We start from the raw sequence: 14,518 nt of genomic DNA on the forward strand, positions 1-14,518 counted from the left end.
CCCGTGTACGAGGGCGAAATCGCCTCCGTGCTCGTCACCGAGCAGCAGATCCAGGACAAGATCACGGAGCTGTCGGCGCAGATCGCCGCCGACTATCCGGCCAACGGGCAGGGTGAACTCCTGCTGGTGGGTGTCCTGAAGGGCGCGGTCATGTTCATGACCGACTTCGCCCGCGCGCTGCCGCTGCCGACGCAGCTGGAATTCATGGCCGTCTCCTCCTACGGCTCGTCGACGTCGTCGTCCGGCGTCGTGCGGATCCTCAAGGACCTCGACCGCGACATCGCGGGCCGGGACGTGCTGATCGTCGAGGACATCGTCGACTCCGGCCTGACCCTGTCGTGGCTGCTGAAGAACCTGGCCAGCCGCAATCCCGCGTCGCTCGAAGTGGTTTCGCTGCTGCGCAAGCCCGACGCGGTCAAGGTCGACGTCCCGGTGAAGTACATCGGCTTCGACATCCCGAACGAGTTCGTCGTCGGCTACGGCCTGGACTACGCCGAGCGCTACCGGGACCTGCCCTACATCGGGACGCTGGACCCGAAGGTCTACACGTCCTAGTTCACCGACCGTTCACCGCAAGGACCGGTTTTGCGGAACCCCGGCTTCGTGGATTGCGTCATAGGCTCTGATCACGTGCGTTAACCTATGCGAAGACCTATTCGTGCCCGCGGTGATCCGGGTCGGGGGAACGGGAGAGAGTGCAGATGGGCAACAGCAGCACTGCCGACGCGAACGCCTTCAAGGCCGCGGCCGCGGCGGGTCAGGTCGGCATCGACCCCGACGCCGCCCAGACCGTGCTGAACAAGATCCGCACCGGCAAGGACGCCGTCGAGGCCCTGCTCAGCGGCGCGGGGACACTCGCCCAGCCGCCGAAGCTCGGGGACAACCCGGTCGGCAACGCGATGGCGGCGAAGTTCGTCCAGCGCGCGGACGGCGGCGGCGACTCGTACTCCGCGGCCCTGCAGAACCTGCTCGACCAGTACTCCGCCGCCGAGGAGGGCATCGTCACGGCGATGTCCCGGTACCACGAGATCGACCAGGCCGCGGCCGACCCGTTCCGCAACGCCTGAGCCCAGAGGGGGACTCGAAATCATGGCTCCGAACCACAGCGACCAGCCGTCGACCACCACTCCGGGCTCCGCTGACCCGGGCTCGCTCGTCCCGCTCGGCGACAACTCGTCGTCGCAGAACATCGTCGACAACGCCCGCGGCAGCGCCGGCGGCTTCGACATGGGCAGCGACCGCGCGATCGCGAACCCGCCGAACTGGAACGCCCAGGCCAGCCAGGAGCTCTACAACGGCGCGACCAACAACAACGACCCCGGCACCGCCGAGGCGACCGGGCACGCCTGGTCGCACCACGGCAGCGAGCTGAAGGCGGCCTCCGACCACCTGTACAACGCGATCTCCGAGCTGGGCAACGCCTGGGTCGGCCGGGGTGCCGCGGGTGCCCAGGGCGCGCTGGTGGCCATCGCCAACTCCGGTTCGCAGGCCTCCGAGGCCGCGAACACGATGTCGGACCGGCTCGCCCGGCAGGCCGCCGCGGCCGCCGAGGTCAAGAAGATGCCGGCCCCGAAGGACTTCGACCCGAAGCAGGCCATGGCGGCGGCGCTGGCCGGCGGCCCGGCGGCCCTGATCGCCGACCAGAAGGCGCAGTCCGACGCGGCCAACGACGTCAAGACGCAGCAGGTCGCGTTCTTCAACGCCTACACCAAGTCGATGAGCGAGGTCGACAGCTCGACCCCGAGCTTCGGCCCGGAATCGCTCGGCATGAAGCCGACGGGGTCGCACAACTCGATCTCGTTCAACGGCATCAGCAGCGTCGGCAACACCGGCCCGGTCCAGGGCCTGAGCGGCGCGGGCAACGCGGTCTTCGCCTCGAGCGGCGCGGGCTTCGGCGGCAACGGCGGCGCGTTCGACGCGCAGCACGCGGCGTTCGGCCCGAACTCGGGCCACGGCGCCGCGGCGGGCTTCGGCGGTCACGAAGCGGCGGCCGCGCTCGGCGCCGACGGCCCGGGCGGCCCCGGCGGCGCGGCGGGCACCACCCCGGGCGGCACCGCGACGGGTGCGGGCAACGTGCCCGGCGGCGGCCAGACCGGCGGCGGCAGCAGCAACCCGCTCAGCAAGATCGGCATGGGCCTCGGCATCGGCGGCGCCGCCGGCGGTCTCGGCGCCCTGGCGTCCCGCGCGCTGGGCAAGGGCAACCGGTCCGGCGCCAAGTCGCAGAACGAGACCAGCCTCGCGTCGGCGGACGGCCAGGCGCAGAGCGCCGCTTCGGCCCAGGCCCCGCAGCAGGGTCTCGTGTCGTCCGCGGGCACCATCGGCGGCCAGACCCCGCCGCCGCCCGGCATGGGTGGCATGGGCGGCGGGATGGCTCCGCACGGTGCCCAGGGCGAGCAGGACGAGGAGCACACGCACGCGTCGTTCCTCATCGAAGCCGACCCGGACGCCGCCTTCGGTGCCAACGAGGCGACCCCGCCGCCGGTCATCGGCGCGTGGTCCGAGGACGACGAAAACCGCTGATCGTCACGGGCCGGGCGCGCCCAGCGCGCCCGGCCCGCTTTCTTGTCTTGAGTCTGTTTTCTGGGGGGTGGCTCGATGCCGAACGCTGAGCTGCTGACCCCGGTCGAGGTGGACTTCCTGTGGGAGTCCGCCGGGCTGGGTGAGCTGCCGTACCCGCTGCGCGCCCGGTCGCACGGCGAAACCGAAGACGAGCGGTCCCTGCTGCGCCGGCGGACGCTGGAGGGCCTGGCGGCGCGGGGGCTCGCGGACGGCCGTGGCCGTCCCGAACCGCACGTCGAGGATTACTTCGGGCTGCTGGCGACGCCGGAACTGAGCCTGGACGCCGTCCAGTTGATCGCCCCGGACGCCGAGCCGCTGCTCGCGATCGCCGGCGTGCTGGGCGGCCAGGGCCTGCTGGCCGTCCAGGACACCCGCGGCCTGCACCTGCAGCCGTGCCCGGTGGACGGCCTGGCCAGCGCGATCGTCTCGCTGCTGCCCGGCGCCCCGCGTGGCAGCGAGAAGTCGATCACGGTGCCGCTGGACCAGCTGGTCGGCGCCCACGGCGTCGACTTCCTGCAGCGCCGCGGCCCCGGCGACGACCGCACCAGCGCCGACGACGACCGCAAGGCCCTCGCCCGGCTGCACGCCCAGCCGCGCCTGCGCGGCGGCCAGATCGCCGCGAACGCCCGCACCCGCATGGGCGCCCGCACCCGCACGCCGGTGCTGAGCTGGTTCGACACGGAATCGGGCCGCTACTTCACCCAGGCGAGCCAGGGCCGCGACGGCCGTGACTGGATCACGATCGCGCCCGCGGACGCGGCGACGTTGCGCCACCGTCTCGGCGAGATGCTCGCGGGAGCGTCGGCGACCAGCACGGTTTGAGGCTGCGGCGGCCACTCGGCCGCCACCACCGGCAGACCCAGGTGACGTCCGGCCGTGACTGGATCACGCTCGTGCCGGCGACCAGCACGGTCTGACACCCGGCCGACCTCAGTGGCTTGATTCGCCACGCGACGCTTTCGTGGGCCCGCCTCGCGCGGATCGCGACCACGCGCGGCCCCGGCCGCACCGCGATGCCTTCACCGGCTCCGCTCCAAGGCCCCCGCACCCGCCCCGCGAGTGGCTGCTTCGGACACCGCGAACACCGGCCCCACACCTCCTCTGCCAAGATCGGCCCCGGGTTCTCCGAGCGTGCCCAGCCGGCGGACGGGACGATCCCGTTTTGTCGGTGGTGCGGGCTACGCTGAGCAAGAGTCCGATCCGGGAGAGTAGTGATGCAAGAGTTCTTCTCGCCGCTGGCGTTCGACTTCCTGTGGGAGTCGGCGCGGCTCGGCGAGCTGCCGTACCCGCTGCGGATCCGGTCGCACGGCGCGACCGAAGACGAGCGGGTCTCGCTGCGCCACCGCACCGACGTCGAGCTGAAGGCGCGCGGCATCCGCGAGCCGCAGGGCAGGCCGGCGCCGCCGATCGAGGATGCGCTGGAGCTGCTGGCCTTCGCGCCCCTGACCATCGACGCGCTGCACATCCCGCAGTTCGAGGCGCCGACCGTCGGCGTGCTGGCCGCGGCCGACGACACCAAGGGCGTGCTCGCGGTCCAGGACGCCGACGGCATCTGGCTGCGGGACATCCCGAAGGACGGGCTGGTCTCGGCCGTCGTCGGCGTGCTGCCCGGCGGGCCCCGCGGCACCGAGGCCTCGGTCACGCTGCCGCTGGACGAAGCCCTGCACACCGCCCCGATCCGGGTGCCGGTGTCGCTGCCGTCGGCGCCCAGCGTGCAGGAGACCAAGGGCAAACGCCGGACGCCGCTCAGCGAGCGCACCACGGCCGACCCGCGCGAGGGTTACGCCCGGCTCTCGGGGCAGCCCCGGATGCGCGGCGGTCAGCTGGCAGCGAACAGCCGGTCCCACGTCGGGGCCAAGCAACGGTCCCGCGTGCTGGCCTGGTTCGACACCGCCACCGGGCGGTACCTGAGCCTCTCCCGCGCAGGTACGGACGGTCGGGAGTGGGTCACCGTGGCCCCCGCGGACCCGGCGACTTTGCGGACCCGGCTGGGCGAGATGGTGAGCAGTGTGTCGGACGGCACGCGATAGCGTGACAAGGGTGTAGGCCGAACGGGAACCAGGACGCGGTATCGCCCGTTGACCTGCGAGAGGCTCACAGGGGATGAACGCGGCAGCGGACGGTACCCTGTTGGGACGGGTGTCCAGGCACCACGGGTTGTCAAGATCGTGATGGCGGGTATCACAGGAGCCGCCCAACCAGGGAGGGTCGAGGCCACCAGGGCCGAGTCGTATGAACCGGAAGAGCGTGCTCAGGAACCCACTGCTGTGGATCGTCGCGGGGTTGCTGGCGTTGTTCGCGTACAACACGATCTTCGACAGTGATCGTGGGTACACCCAGGCACCCATCTCGGTGGCGAACTCCCAGATCACCACGAACAACGTCAAGGAAGCCAGCCTCGAGGACAAGGAGCAGCAGGTCAAACTGCTGCTCAACAAGTCCATCGACGTCGACGGGCAGCAAACCACCCAGATCATCGCCCAGTACCCGGCCAACGCGTCGCTTGAGATCTACGACAAGCTGCTGGCCGCGAAGAACGGCGATGGCGGGGTCAAGTTCACCACCAAGGTCACGCAGCAGGGCGTGCTGACCCAGATCCTCATCTTCGCCATCCCGCTGGCCCTCGTGCTGGGCCTGCTGATGTGGATGATGAACAACGCGCAGGGCGGCGGCAACCGCGTCCTCAACTTCGGCAAGTCCAAGGCCAAGCAGCTGAACAAGGACATGCCCAAGACGACCTTCGGGGACGTCGCGGGTGCCGACGAGGCCGTCGAAGAGCTCTACGAGATCAAGGACTTCCTGCAGAACCCAGCGCGATATCAAGCGCTCGGCGCGAAGATCCCGAAGGGCGTCCTGCTCTACGGGCCGCCCGGTACCGGCAAGACGCTGCTCGCGCGAGCTGTCGCGGGTGAAGCGGGTGTGCCGTTCTACACGATCTCCGGCTCGGACTTCGTCGAGATGTTCGTCGGTGTCGGTGCCTCGCGTGTCCGTGACCTGTTCGAACAGGCCAAGCAGAACGCGCCGTGCATCATCTTCGTGGACGAGATCGACGCGGTCGGCCGCCAGCGCGGCGCCGGCCTCGGCGGCGGCCACGACGAGCGCGAGCAGACGCTGAACCAGCTGCTCGTCGAGATGGACGGCTTCGACGCCCGCGGCGGCATCATCCTGATCGCGGCCACCAACCGGCCCGACATCCTCGACCCCGCGCTGCTGCGCCCGGGCCGCTTCGACCGGCAGATCCCGGTCTCGGCGCCCGACCTGCGCGGCCGCAAGGCGATCCTCGAGGTGCACTCCAAGGGCAAGCCGATCGCCCAGGGCACCGACCTCACCAGCCTGGCCAAGCGGACCGTCGGCATGTCCGGCGCCGACCTGGCGAACGTGCTGAACGAGGCAGCGCTGCTCACCGCCCGCAAGAACGGGCACGTGATCAGCGAGGTCGAGCTGGAGGAGTCCGTCGACCGCGTCGTCGGCGGCCCCGCCCGCAAGAGCCGGATCATCTCCGAGAAGGAGAAGAAGATCACGGCCTACCACGAGGGCGGGCACGCGCTCGCCGCGTGGGCGATGCCGGACATCGAACCGGTCTACAAGCTGACCATCCTGCCTCGCGGCCGCACGGGCGGGCACGCGCTGCTCGTCCCGGAGGACGACAAGGACCTGATGACCCGCTCCGAGATGATCGGGCGGCTGGTCTTCGCGATGGGTGGCCGCACGGCGGAGGAGCTCGTCTTCCACGAGCCCACCACCGGCGCGTCCTCGGACATCGAGCAGGCGACGAAGATCGCCCGCGCGATGGTCACCGAGTACGGCATGAGCGCCCGCCTGGGCGCGGTCAAGTACGGCCAGGAGCAGGGCGACCCGTTCCTGGGGCGCTCGGCCGGCCGTCAGGCGGACTACTCGCTCGAGGTGGCGCACGAGATCGACGAGGAGGTGCGCAAGCTCATCGAGACCGCGCACACCGAGGCGTGGCACGTGCTCAACACCTACCGCGACGTGCTCGACGAGCTGGTCATCGAACTCCTCGAGAAGGAGACGCTGACCCGCAAGGACCTCGAGCGGATCTTCGCGACGGTCGAGAAGCGCCCGCACATCACCGTGTTCAACGAGTTCGGTGAGCGGACGCCGTCCGACAAGCCGCCCATCAAGACCCCGGGCGAGCTGGCGATCGAGCGCGGCGAGCCGTGGCCCCCGCCGGAGAAGGAGAAGCCGGTCCTCAAGCCGGAGCCGACCCCGGTCGGCACCGCGCAAGGCGGCGGCGACCTGCCCGGCGGCCCGCCGTACCCGAGCTCGGCGCCGGATCCCAACGCCAACCCGTACGCTCCGCCGCCTCCGGGCGCCTACCCGAACGGCGGCCGCCCCTACGGCGGGTCGAACGGTGGCCCGAACGGCACGTCGCACTGGCCGCAGAGCTACGGCGCCCAGCCCGGCGGCGGTTACCAGGGTGGCCCGGCAGGCCAGAGCGGCCCGCCGAACTACGGGGCCCCTCCGGGCTGGACCCCCGCGACCTCTCCCGGCGGCCAGCCGGGTCAGTCGTGGCGCCCCGGTGGCGAAGAACGCACTCGCGAGCACGGCTGGTTCGCCGATCAAGCGGGCAACCAGCAGAGCGAGGGAGAGCGTCGTGACGTGGATGGACCAGAAAAGCCCCAGTGACGCCGGCCGCCCGGTCTTCGACCAAGACCGGGCGGAGAAGGCGATCCACGAGCTTTTGCTGGCCTGCGGCGAAAACCCGGACCGGGACGGCCTGAAGGACACCCCGGCCCGGGTCGCCCGCGCGTACAAGGAGATGTTCGCCGGCCTCTACATCGAGCCGGATTCGGTACTGGACAAGACCTTCGACGAGTCGCACGAAGAGCTGGTCCTGGTCACGGACATCCCGATGTACAGCCAATGTGTGCCCAGCAAGCAGACCGTGAACGCCGTCGGCGGCCGCAAGCAGGCCGCCGACGTGCGGGTGGGCGACAAACTGTGGACGCTCGTCGGCGGCAACGTCGAGGAGACCGAGGTCACCGAGATCAGCTCGCACCAGACGCGTGAGCTGGTCGAGGTGAAGACGTCGGCCGGCAAGTTCCTCGTCACGCCCGACCACCCTCTGGCGACGCCCGAGGGCTGGAAGGAAGCGAAGGACGTCGAGGGCTCTTTCATCGAGTGGACCCACGCGAAGAAGCTCTGCCGGGACCGGTGGCGCCCAAGCCTCGGGTACGACTTCGGCTACGTCGTCGGGACCGTCTGCGCCGACGGGACGGTCGCCGACCGGTACGTCTCGCTCGTGGTGAACGACCGGGACTACGCGAAGAAGTTCGCCGAGTCCCTGCACCGCGCCTTCGGGATCGACGCCAAGGTCGAACCGACCTCCCGGCCTTCGGGCTACCTGGGGCGAGATCTCCCCGGCTTCCGGGTGCGAGTCGTGTCCTCGTTCCTCGCGGACCTGATGCGGCAGTACGTGGGTGGCGACGCCCACCACCAGCGGCAGCGGTTCCCGATGGTGGTGCTCAACGACTTGTCGACCTTCAACGGCTTCCTCGACGGTTACGTCGACGGAGACGGGCACCGGAGCAAGCATTCGGCGGGGCGGATCATCGCGAGCGCGAACACGCCGTTCCTGGAGGACTTGGCCACCGTGATCGGTGCCCGGTTCACCGCGAACACCGGCGGAACCGCGTCGCGGTTGTACGTCGCCGACAGCTGGTTCCGGAAGCACGGTTTCCCGCAGGACGACTACGCGACCGACCTGATCGAGTCGGAGTACGTGCAGGTCGAGTCGGTCACCCCCGTGACCGCGAACGGCGCCAAGCCTTACACTGTTTACAGTTTCAAATGCGATCCGCATCCGACGTTTTTGATCGCGGGACATTTAACTCATAACTGTGAACACCACCTCGTGCCATTCCACGGGGTCGCGCACGTCGGCTACATCCCGAACGCGGGCGGCAAGGTCACCGGCCTCTCGAAACTCGCCCGCCTGGTCGACCTCTACGCCAAGCGCCCCCAGGTTCAGGAACGGCTGACCTCGCAGGTCGCCGATGCGCTCGTTCGCAAGCTCGAGCCGCGCGGTGTCATCGTCGTCATCGAGGCCGAGCACCTCTGCATGGCCATGCGGGGCATTCGGAAGCCTGGCGCCCGCACGACCACCTCGGCCGTGCGGGGGTTGCTCAAGACCTCGGCCTCGTCACGGGCGGAGGCGCTCGACCTCATCAAGGCGCGTCGGTGAGCACGATCCTGCCCGCGCCCGGGCGGTGCGTCGTGATGGGCGTGCTGAACGTGACGCCGGATTCCTTTTCGGACGGTGGCCGCTACCTCGACGTCGACCAGGCGCTGGAGCACGCGCGGGCGATGTGGGCGCGGGGCGCGGACCTGATCGACGTCGGCGGGGAGTCGACGCGGCCCGGGGCGCTGCGGGTGGACGCCGAGACCGAGCTGGCTCGGGTTCTCCCCGTGATCCGGACGCTCGCCGGTGAGGGTGTGGCCTTGTCCGTCGACACCACGCGCGCGGCGGTGGCCGCCGCGGCGCTCGAGGCCGGGGCGCACGTGGTCAACGACGTCTCGGGTGGGCTGGCCGATCCGGACATGGCGCGGGTCGTGGCCGAGTCCGGCGCGCCGTGGGTGCTGATGCACTGGCGTGGGCACAGCGAGGACATGCAGGCCCTCGCGAAATATGACGACGTCGTGGCCGACGTCCGGTCCGAGCTGCTGGCGCGGGTGGACGACGCCCTCGCGGCGGGGGTGGCCGAGAGCGCGATCGTGCTGGATCCCGGGCTCGGGTTCGCGAAGAACGCCGAGCACGACTGGGCGTTGCTGCGCGGGCTGGACTCGTTGCTCTCCCTGGGTTTCCCGGTGCTCGTCGGCGCTTCCCGCAAGCGGTTCCTCGGCCGGCTGCTGTCCGAAAAGGACGGTACGCCGCGGCCGCCGGACGGCCGGGAGGACGCGACCGCGGCCATCTCGGCGCTCGCCGCGGCCGCCGGGGCGTGGGGCGTGCGGGTGCACGAGGTCGGGGCGTCGCTGGACGCGGTCACCGTGGCCGCGGCGTGGTGGAAGGGTTCGCCGGATGCCTGACCGGATCACGTTGACCGGCCTGCGGGTGTTCGGGCACCACGGGGTGTTCGAGCACGAGAAGCGGGACGGCCAGGAGTTCGTCGTCGACATCACGGTGTGGCTCGACCTCGGGCCCGCTGCCGCGTCGGACGACCTGACCAAAACGCTGCACTACGGCGAGCTGGCCGAGCTGGCCGCCGGGATCGTCGCGGGCGAGCCGTACGACCTGATCGAGAAGGTCGCCGGCACGATCGCCGACGCCGTCATCCGGGACGAACGCCTGGCCGCGGTCGAGGTGACCGTGCACAAGCCGTCGGCGCCGATCCCGCTGACCTTCGACGACGTGGCCGTCACGGTCCGGCGCGAGCGATGAGCCGCGCCGTCCTTTCCCTCGGGTCCAACCTCGGCGACCGGCTCGGCTTCCTGAAGCTCGCGCTGGACGCCGTCCGGCCCGCGCTGGTCGCGGTGTCGAGCGTGTACGAAACCCAGGCGTGGGGCGTCGAGGACCAGCCGGACTTCCTCAACGCCGTCTGCGTCGTCGACGACCCGGACCGCGACCACTGGGCGTGGCTGCGCACCGGCCAGGCCGCCGAGCAGGCGGCCGGGCGGGTGCGGGAGCTGCGCTGGGGGCCGCGGACGCTGGACGTCGACGTCGTCACGGTCGAGGGCGTCACCTCCGCCGACCCGGAGCTGCTGCTGCCGCACCCGGGCACGCCGGACCGCGCGAGCGTGCTGGTCCCGTGGCTGGAGATCGAGCCCGGCGCGGTCCTGCCCGGTCACGGCCCGGTCGCCGCGCTGCTGGCCGCGCGCCCGGCGTCCGACGTCGACACGGTCCGGCGTACCGACCTCACGCTGAGCTGAGCAAGTCAAGCCCCGGGCGGCAGCTCGTCGCCGAGTTGCCGCCCAGGGTCGGTCAGCCGCGCAGGGCCGCGATCATGAACTGCACCGCGGGCTGGGCCGTCGGGACCGGCGGCCAGCCGTTGATGGTCGCGAGCAACTGCCAGTAGCGCTCGGCCCGCGGGTCGCCGCTCGTGGCGAAGCGGTCGGCCATCTCGGTGCGGAACCCGGCCGAGGCCGGGTCCTGGTCGGGGCGGGCGGTGGCCGCCGCGATCTCCGCCGCAAGCGTTTGCCCCACCTCCGACGTGGGCGAATCGCCCGCCGCCAGCGCCGCTTCGGCGCGGGAGACCCAGCCCGGCCAGTTCTGCTGCCAGGCGTCGGCGGGCGGGTGGAACTCGCCGTCGGCGATCTGCTGGGCCTGGGTTTCGCTCATCGTGCGGATCAGGGTCCGGAACGACGGGTCCTGCACGAGCTCGGCGAACTCGATCCAGGCTTCCAGCTGCTCCGGCGACGGGTCGTCCGGCAGCTCGGGCTTCCCGGCGCGCATCCGCTCGTAGAACTGCGGATCGATCTCGAGGCCGGCGACCATCTCGTCCCAGAACTCGTCGACCAGCCGCTTGCGCTCCTCGTCGGACATCGACGCGAGACGGTTCATCAGTTTCACTTCCTCCAGCTCGGAATCACGTTTGGCCACCGCGCGCAGCACCGCCCGGCGCAGCCGGAGCCGCCGGATCTGCTCGTCGAGCGCCTCGACGTGCCGGGTCGCCAGCTCGCCCACGGTCGAGGACCGGGTCAGGGCGGCGGAGACGTCGGCGAGGCCGAGGCCGAGCTCGCGCAGGGTGCGGACCAGCTCGAGCCGGGCCATGGCCGTGGCGTCGTAGAGCCGGTAGCCGGCGTCCGTCCGGTCGGTCGGGGGCAGCAGGCCCTCGTCCGAGTAGAACCGGATGGTCTTGACCGGCAGGCCCGTGCGCCTGGCCAGCTCGCCGATGGTGAAGATCGCGGTGGTACCCACAAGACGCATGATGAAGTCTCCAGTCGCTGGAGAGTCAAGCGTCGCACGGTACGGTTGAGACATGCACTTCACCCGGCCTCGCGACCTGGTGGTGGCCGGGGTACTCGGCCTGGTCCTCGGCTACCTCCTCTTCCAGGTGGCCTACGGCTCGCTGCCCCAGCTGCCGCTGCTCGCCGGCGTCACGTTCGCGGTGCTGGCCGTGATCGAGGTCGTGCTCGCGTTCGTCATTCGCTCTCGGATCAAGGGCGGCCGGGTCGTTGCCGCTATCGGGATCGCCCGATCGGTGGCCTTGGCGAAGGCTTCGTCACTCGCTGGCGCATTCATGACCGGTGCTTGGCTGGCGGCGCTCGTCTATCTTTTTCCCCGACGTGACGAACTCGTCGCCGCGGTGCTCGACACCCGGTCCGCGGTGGTCGGCGTGGTTTCCGCTGCGCTGCTGGTAGCAGGGGGTTTGTGGCTCGAACACTGCTGCCGGACCCCGCGCGACCAAGAGCGGGAACGGACTCGCGGGGCGACCGGTTAGCGCTGGAATCCCACCGCTCGCTGGACCGAGTAGGTCTCGTTCGGATTACGAGCAGGTACGGTGTCAGTCATGACCGGCGTGGGTGACGACTCGCGCGGCCGCCTTCTGGGTAGGCCGTGGCTTGTTGTCGGATTCGTCCTCGCCATCGGAGCCACCCTCGCACTGGTGCTCAGCAACGATCTCAAGTACCTCAGACTCGGGATCGTTGCGGCCCTCTGGGCTGCCCTGATCGGCGCGTTCCTCGCCGTGAAGTACCGCAAGCACGCGGCACAGAGCGAGGATGCGGTCTCCGAGGCGCAGGCTGTGTACGAGTTGGAGCTGGAGCGCGAGATCGCGGCCCGGCGCGAGTACGAACTGGAGGTGGAGGCGGAAAACCGCACGGCGGCCGACTCCCGTGGCCGCGAGGAGCTGGAGGCGCTGCGCGCCGAAGTCTCCGCGCTGCGCGACAGCCTCCAGTCGCTGTTCGGCGGTGAGGTGCTGCTCGAACGCGTCGCGCTGACCGCGCAGGCGACCCGCATGCGCAAGCTCTCCGACGACAACCGGATGATCCCCGACGGCGCGCCGAAGAAGAAGCCGGCTCAGCTGATGGCCGCGAAGCAGCCGGTGAGCGAGGGCGGCGAACGGCCGACCGAGCTGATCGACCGGGTGCTCGACGAGCGCCGCCGCAAGGCGTCCAACGGCAAGCCCGCGAACGGCAAGGGCTTCGGTGGTGGCAAGGGCAAGGGGTTCGGCGGCAAGCCGGCCAACGGCGCCAACGGACCCAAGGCGCCCGCCAACGTCAACGTGCAGAGCACCCAGCAGATCGCCCGGCCGAAGCCGCTGAGCGACCGCCGTCCGCCCGTGCCCGAGGTCGACCCGGCGCTGAACGCCGCGCAGCGTGAGCTGAAGGCCGCCGAGCTGCGTGCCGAGGCGGCCCGCCGCCAGGCCGAGTCGCAGCCGATGCGGCTGCCCAACCCGGCCGAGGTCGCGAAGCAGCCCGAGCGCCGTCCCGAAGTCCCCGCCGAGCCCACACGCCGTGACGTGCCGCGGGCCGCCGACCCCAAGACCGAGATCCGCCGTCCGGAGCCGAAGACGGAGATCCGCCGTCCCGAGCCGCCGCCCGCGCGCCGCGCGGAGATGTCGCGCGGGGAGATGCGCCCCGCCGAGATGTCGCGCCCCGACATCCCGCGGGTGGAGATGTCGCGCCCGGACATTCCCCGCGTCGAGATGTCCCGTCCGGACTTGCCGCGTGTGGAGCGTCAGCGCCCGGCCGAGATGTCGCGTTCCGACTTGCCGCGTGTGGAGCGTCAGCGCCCGGCCGAGATGTCGCGTTCGGACCTGCCGCGTGTCGAACGGCAGCGTCCCGCCGAGATGTCGCGCTCCGACTTGCCCCGCGTCGAGCGGCCGAGGCCCGGGGAGATGTCCCGTTCGGACATCCCGCGCGTCGAGATGTCGCGTCCGGACATTCCCCGCGTCGAGATGTCGCGCCCCGACATCCCGCGGGTCGAGATGTCCCGTTCGGACCTGCCGCGCGTGCCCAACCCGAACGCCCAGCGGAAGGCTCCCGAGCCGCCCGCACGTCCGCCCCAGGGCCGTCCGGCGGCCAGCGTGCCGCCGCCGAAGCCGTCCGAGATGTCGCGTTCGGACATCCGGCCGGTCGAGCGTCCGGTGGCCGACCTGAGTGCGGCGTTCCAGAACCGTGACGACTTCGCCGAGCGGCAGCGCCCCAACCGGCCGAAGCCGCCGGAGCCGAAGCCCGCCGACCGGAAGCCGCCGATGCCGCGAGACGTCACGGGGTCGCGCACCAACCTCCCGGTCGTCCCGGCGACGGCGCCGGTGCCGAACGCCGGCCCGCCCTCGCGGACGAACCTGCCGCCCGTCGTCCCGCCGACCACACCGGTCCCGGCCGCCGACGGCCGTCGTCCGTCGCGGCTGGAGCAGTTCTCGCGGGCCGACATGTCGCCGATCCTCGACGAGCCGGCGTCCCGGCACGGTTCGCACCGCGCTCCCGCGGAGGCGGCCCAGGCCGAGGCGCAGCCGGTCAACCCGACGCTGCCGGAGTCGGTGCGCAACTTCCAGGGCCGCCCGGCCGGCGGTCGTCGCCGGAAGCCGGACGACTCGCAGGTGATGCCCGCCGTGCCCCCGCCGCCGCCCGAGCCTTCGGGTGGCCGCCGTCGCCGTCCGGACGGCGAGCCGCCGGCCTGGGAAGGCATGGTCGCCGAGCGGGCGTCCATGTCGCGGCGCAACATGACGCCGGTCGACCCGGCCGACGTCGAGCACAACGGCAACGGCCACAACGGGCACAGTGCGAACGGGCAGAACGGTCACGGCGCGAACGGGCAGAACGGCAACGGGAACGGCCCGGCCCCGCGCAACGGCCGCCGCGGCGAGACGCCGGGCAGCGGGTCGCACAACACCGGCCGCTCGGTCAGCGAGCTGCTGGCGGCGAACGGCGGAACCGGTTCGACCCCGCGCCGCAGGCGGCGCGCCGAGGACTGAGGCTTGGCCGCGACTCTCACCCGGGGTTCGCATTCCGGTCCGTGTCCGGTCTGCGTAGGGTGACCCGCTGTGAGCGGAACCCT

The 14,518-nt window shown here is 71.3% G+C and carries 12 protein-coding genes and 2 pseudogenes; 13 read left to right on the forward strand and 1 reads right to left on the reverse strand.

Annotated features, from left to right (window positions below):
- Positions 1–3 precede the first annotated feature (3 nt).
- From hpt to folK, 11 genes and pseudogenes are all read left to right on the forward strand, one after another.
- Positions 4–555, forward strand: coding sequence for a hypoxanthine phosphoribosyltransferase (hpt, locus tag ACIOD2_RS39750; RefSeq protein ID WP_323324456.1), 552 nt, complete (start codon positions 4–6; stop codon positions 553–555).
- A 146-nt stretch (positions 556–701) separates the two neighbouring features.
- Positions 702–1,067, forward strand: a complete 366-nt coding sequence (locus tag ACIOD2_RS39755) for a hypothetical protein (protein ID WP_392760229.1) — start codon at positions 702–704, stop codon at positions 1,065–1,067.
- 22 nt (positions 1,068–1,089) lie between these two features.
- Positions 1,090–2,520, forward strand: coding sequence for a hypothetical protein (locus ACIOD2_RS39760; RefSeq protein WP_400550161.1), 1,431 nt, complete (start codon positions 1,090–1,092; stop codon positions 2,518–2,520).
- Between the two features lie 75 nt (positions 2,521–2,595).
- The gene (locus tag ACIOD2_RS39765; protein WP_400550163.1) at positions 2,596–3,381 is read left to right on the forward strand and encodes an ESX secretion-associated protein EspG; all 786 of its coding nucleotides are present in this window, start codon (positions 2,596–2,598) and stop codon (positions 3,379–3,381) included.
- Between the two features lie 389 nt (positions 3,382–3,770).
- A complete protein-coding gene (locus tag ACIOD2_RS39770; protein ID WP_400550165.1) occupies positions 3,771–4,589 on the forward strand; it encodes an ESX secretion-associated protein EspG in 819 nt (272 codons plus the stop codon).
- A 202-nt stretch (positions 4,590–4,791) separates the two neighbouring features.
- On the forward strand, positions 4,792–7,206 hold the full coding sequence (gene ftsH / locus ACIOD2_RS39775) for an ATP-dependent zinc metalloprotease FtsH (RefSeq protein WP_400550167.1): 2,415 nt from the start codon (positions 4,792–4,794) through the stop codon (positions 7,204–7,206).
- Positions 7,184–7,447, forward strand: a pseudogene (locus ACIOD2_RS39780) (GTP cyclohydrolase I); the annotation flags it as partial. The gene ftsH and the pseudogene ACIOD2_RS39780, both read left to right, overlap by 23 nt.
- A 972-nt stretch (positions 7,448–8,419) precedes the next feature.
- Positions 8,420–8,764 (forward strand): annotated as a pseudogene (gene folE / locus ACIOD2_RS39785) (GTP cyclohydrolase I); the annotation flags it as partial.
- A gap of 35 nt (positions 8,765–8,799) precedes the next feature.
- On the forward strand, positions 8,800–9,606 hold the full coding sequence (gene folP, locus ACIOD2_RS39790; protein WP_400550671.1) for a dihydropteroate synthase: 807 nt from the start codon (positions 8,800–8,802) through the stop codon (positions 9,604–9,606).
- Positions 9,599–9,958: a dihydroneopterin aldolase gene (gene folB, locus ACIOD2_RS39795; protein WP_400550169.1), complete on the forward strand. Its 360-nt coding sequence runs from the start codon at positions 9,599–9,601 to the stop codon at positions 9,956–9,958. Before folP ends, folB begins: the two co-directional genes overlap by 8 nt.
- Entirely contained in the window at positions 9,955–10,446 is a 492-nt protein-coding gene (folK, locus tag ACIOD2_RS39800; protein ID WP_400550171.1) for a 2-amino-4-hydroxy-6-hydroxymethyldihydropteridine diphosphokinase, read from the forward strand. Before folB ends, folK begins: the two co-directional genes overlap by 4 nt.
- A 52-nt stretch (positions 10,447–10,498) precedes the next feature.
- On the opposite strand, the gene ACIOD2_RS39805 is transcribed toward folK, so the two are convergent.
- The gene (locus ACIOD2_RS39805; protein WP_400550173.1) at positions 10,499–11,434 is read right to left on the reverse strand and encodes a MerR family transcriptional regulator; all 936 of its coding nucleotides are present in this window, start codon (positions 11,432–11,434) and stop codon (positions 10,499–10,501) included.
- 61 nt (positions 11,435–11,495) lie between these two features.
- On the opposite strand from ACIOD2_RS39805, the gene ACIOD2_RS39810 reads away from it, so the two are divergent.
- Together ACIOD2_RS39810 and ACIOD2_RS39815 are read left to right on the forward strand one after the other, a co-directional pair.
- Entirely contained in the window at positions 11,496–11,957 is a 462-nt protein-coding gene (locus ACIOD2_RS39810) for a DUF3180 domain-containing protein (RefSeq protein WP_400550175.1), read from the forward strand.
- A 165-nt stretch (positions 11,958–12,122) separates the two neighbouring features.
- Complete coding sequence (locus ACIOD2_RS39815) at positions 12,123–14,435, forward strand: DUF6779 domain-containing protein (protein ID WP_400550177.1); 2,313 nt, start codon at positions 12,123–12,125, stop codon at positions 14,433–14,435.
- Positions 14,436–14,518: the final 83 nt, after the last annotated feature.

It is taken from the genome of Amycolatopsis sp. NPDC088138 (genome assembly GCF_044741685.1).
Taxonomy (GTDB): Bacteria; Actinomycetota; Actinomycetes; order Mycobacteriales; family Pseudonocardiaceae; genus Amycolatopsis.

What these genes read in the sequence shown, in the direction of transcription:
- ACIOD2_RS39755 (WP_392760229.1), top strand. Translation starts at nt 702, where the DNA reads ATGGGCAACAGCAGCACTGCCGACGCGAACGCCTTCAAGGCCGCGGCC.
- ACIOD2_RS39760 (WP_400550161.1), top strand. Translation starts at nt 1,090, where the DNA reads ATGGCTCCGAACCACAGCGACCAGCCGTCGACCACCACTCCGGGCTCC.
- ACIOD2_RS39765 (WP_400550163.1), top strand. Translation starts at nt 2,596, where the DNA reads ATGCCGAACGCTGAGCTGCTGACCCCGGTCGAGGTGGACTTCCTGTGG.
- ftsH (WP_400550167.1), top strand. Translation starts at nt 4,792, where the DNA reads ATGAACCGGAAGAGCGTGCTCAGGAACCCACTGCTGTGGATCGTCGCG.
- folP (WP_400550671.1), top strand. Translation starts at nt 8,800, where the DNA reads ATGGGCGTGCTGAACGTGACGCCGGATTCCTTTTCGGACGGTGGCCGC.
- folB (WP_400550169.1), top strand. Translation starts at nt 9,599, where the DNA reads ATGCCTGACCGGATCACGTTGACCGGCCTGCGGGTGTTCGGGCACCAC.
- folK (WP_400550171.1), top strand. Translation starts at nt 9,955, where the DNA reads ATGAGCCGCGCCGTCCTTTCCCTCGGGTCCAACCTCGGCGACCGGCTC.
- ACIOD2_RS39810 (WP_400550175.1), top strand. Translation starts at nt 11,496, where the DNA reads ATGCACTTCACCCGGCCTCGCGACCTGGTGGTGGCCGGGGTACTCGGC.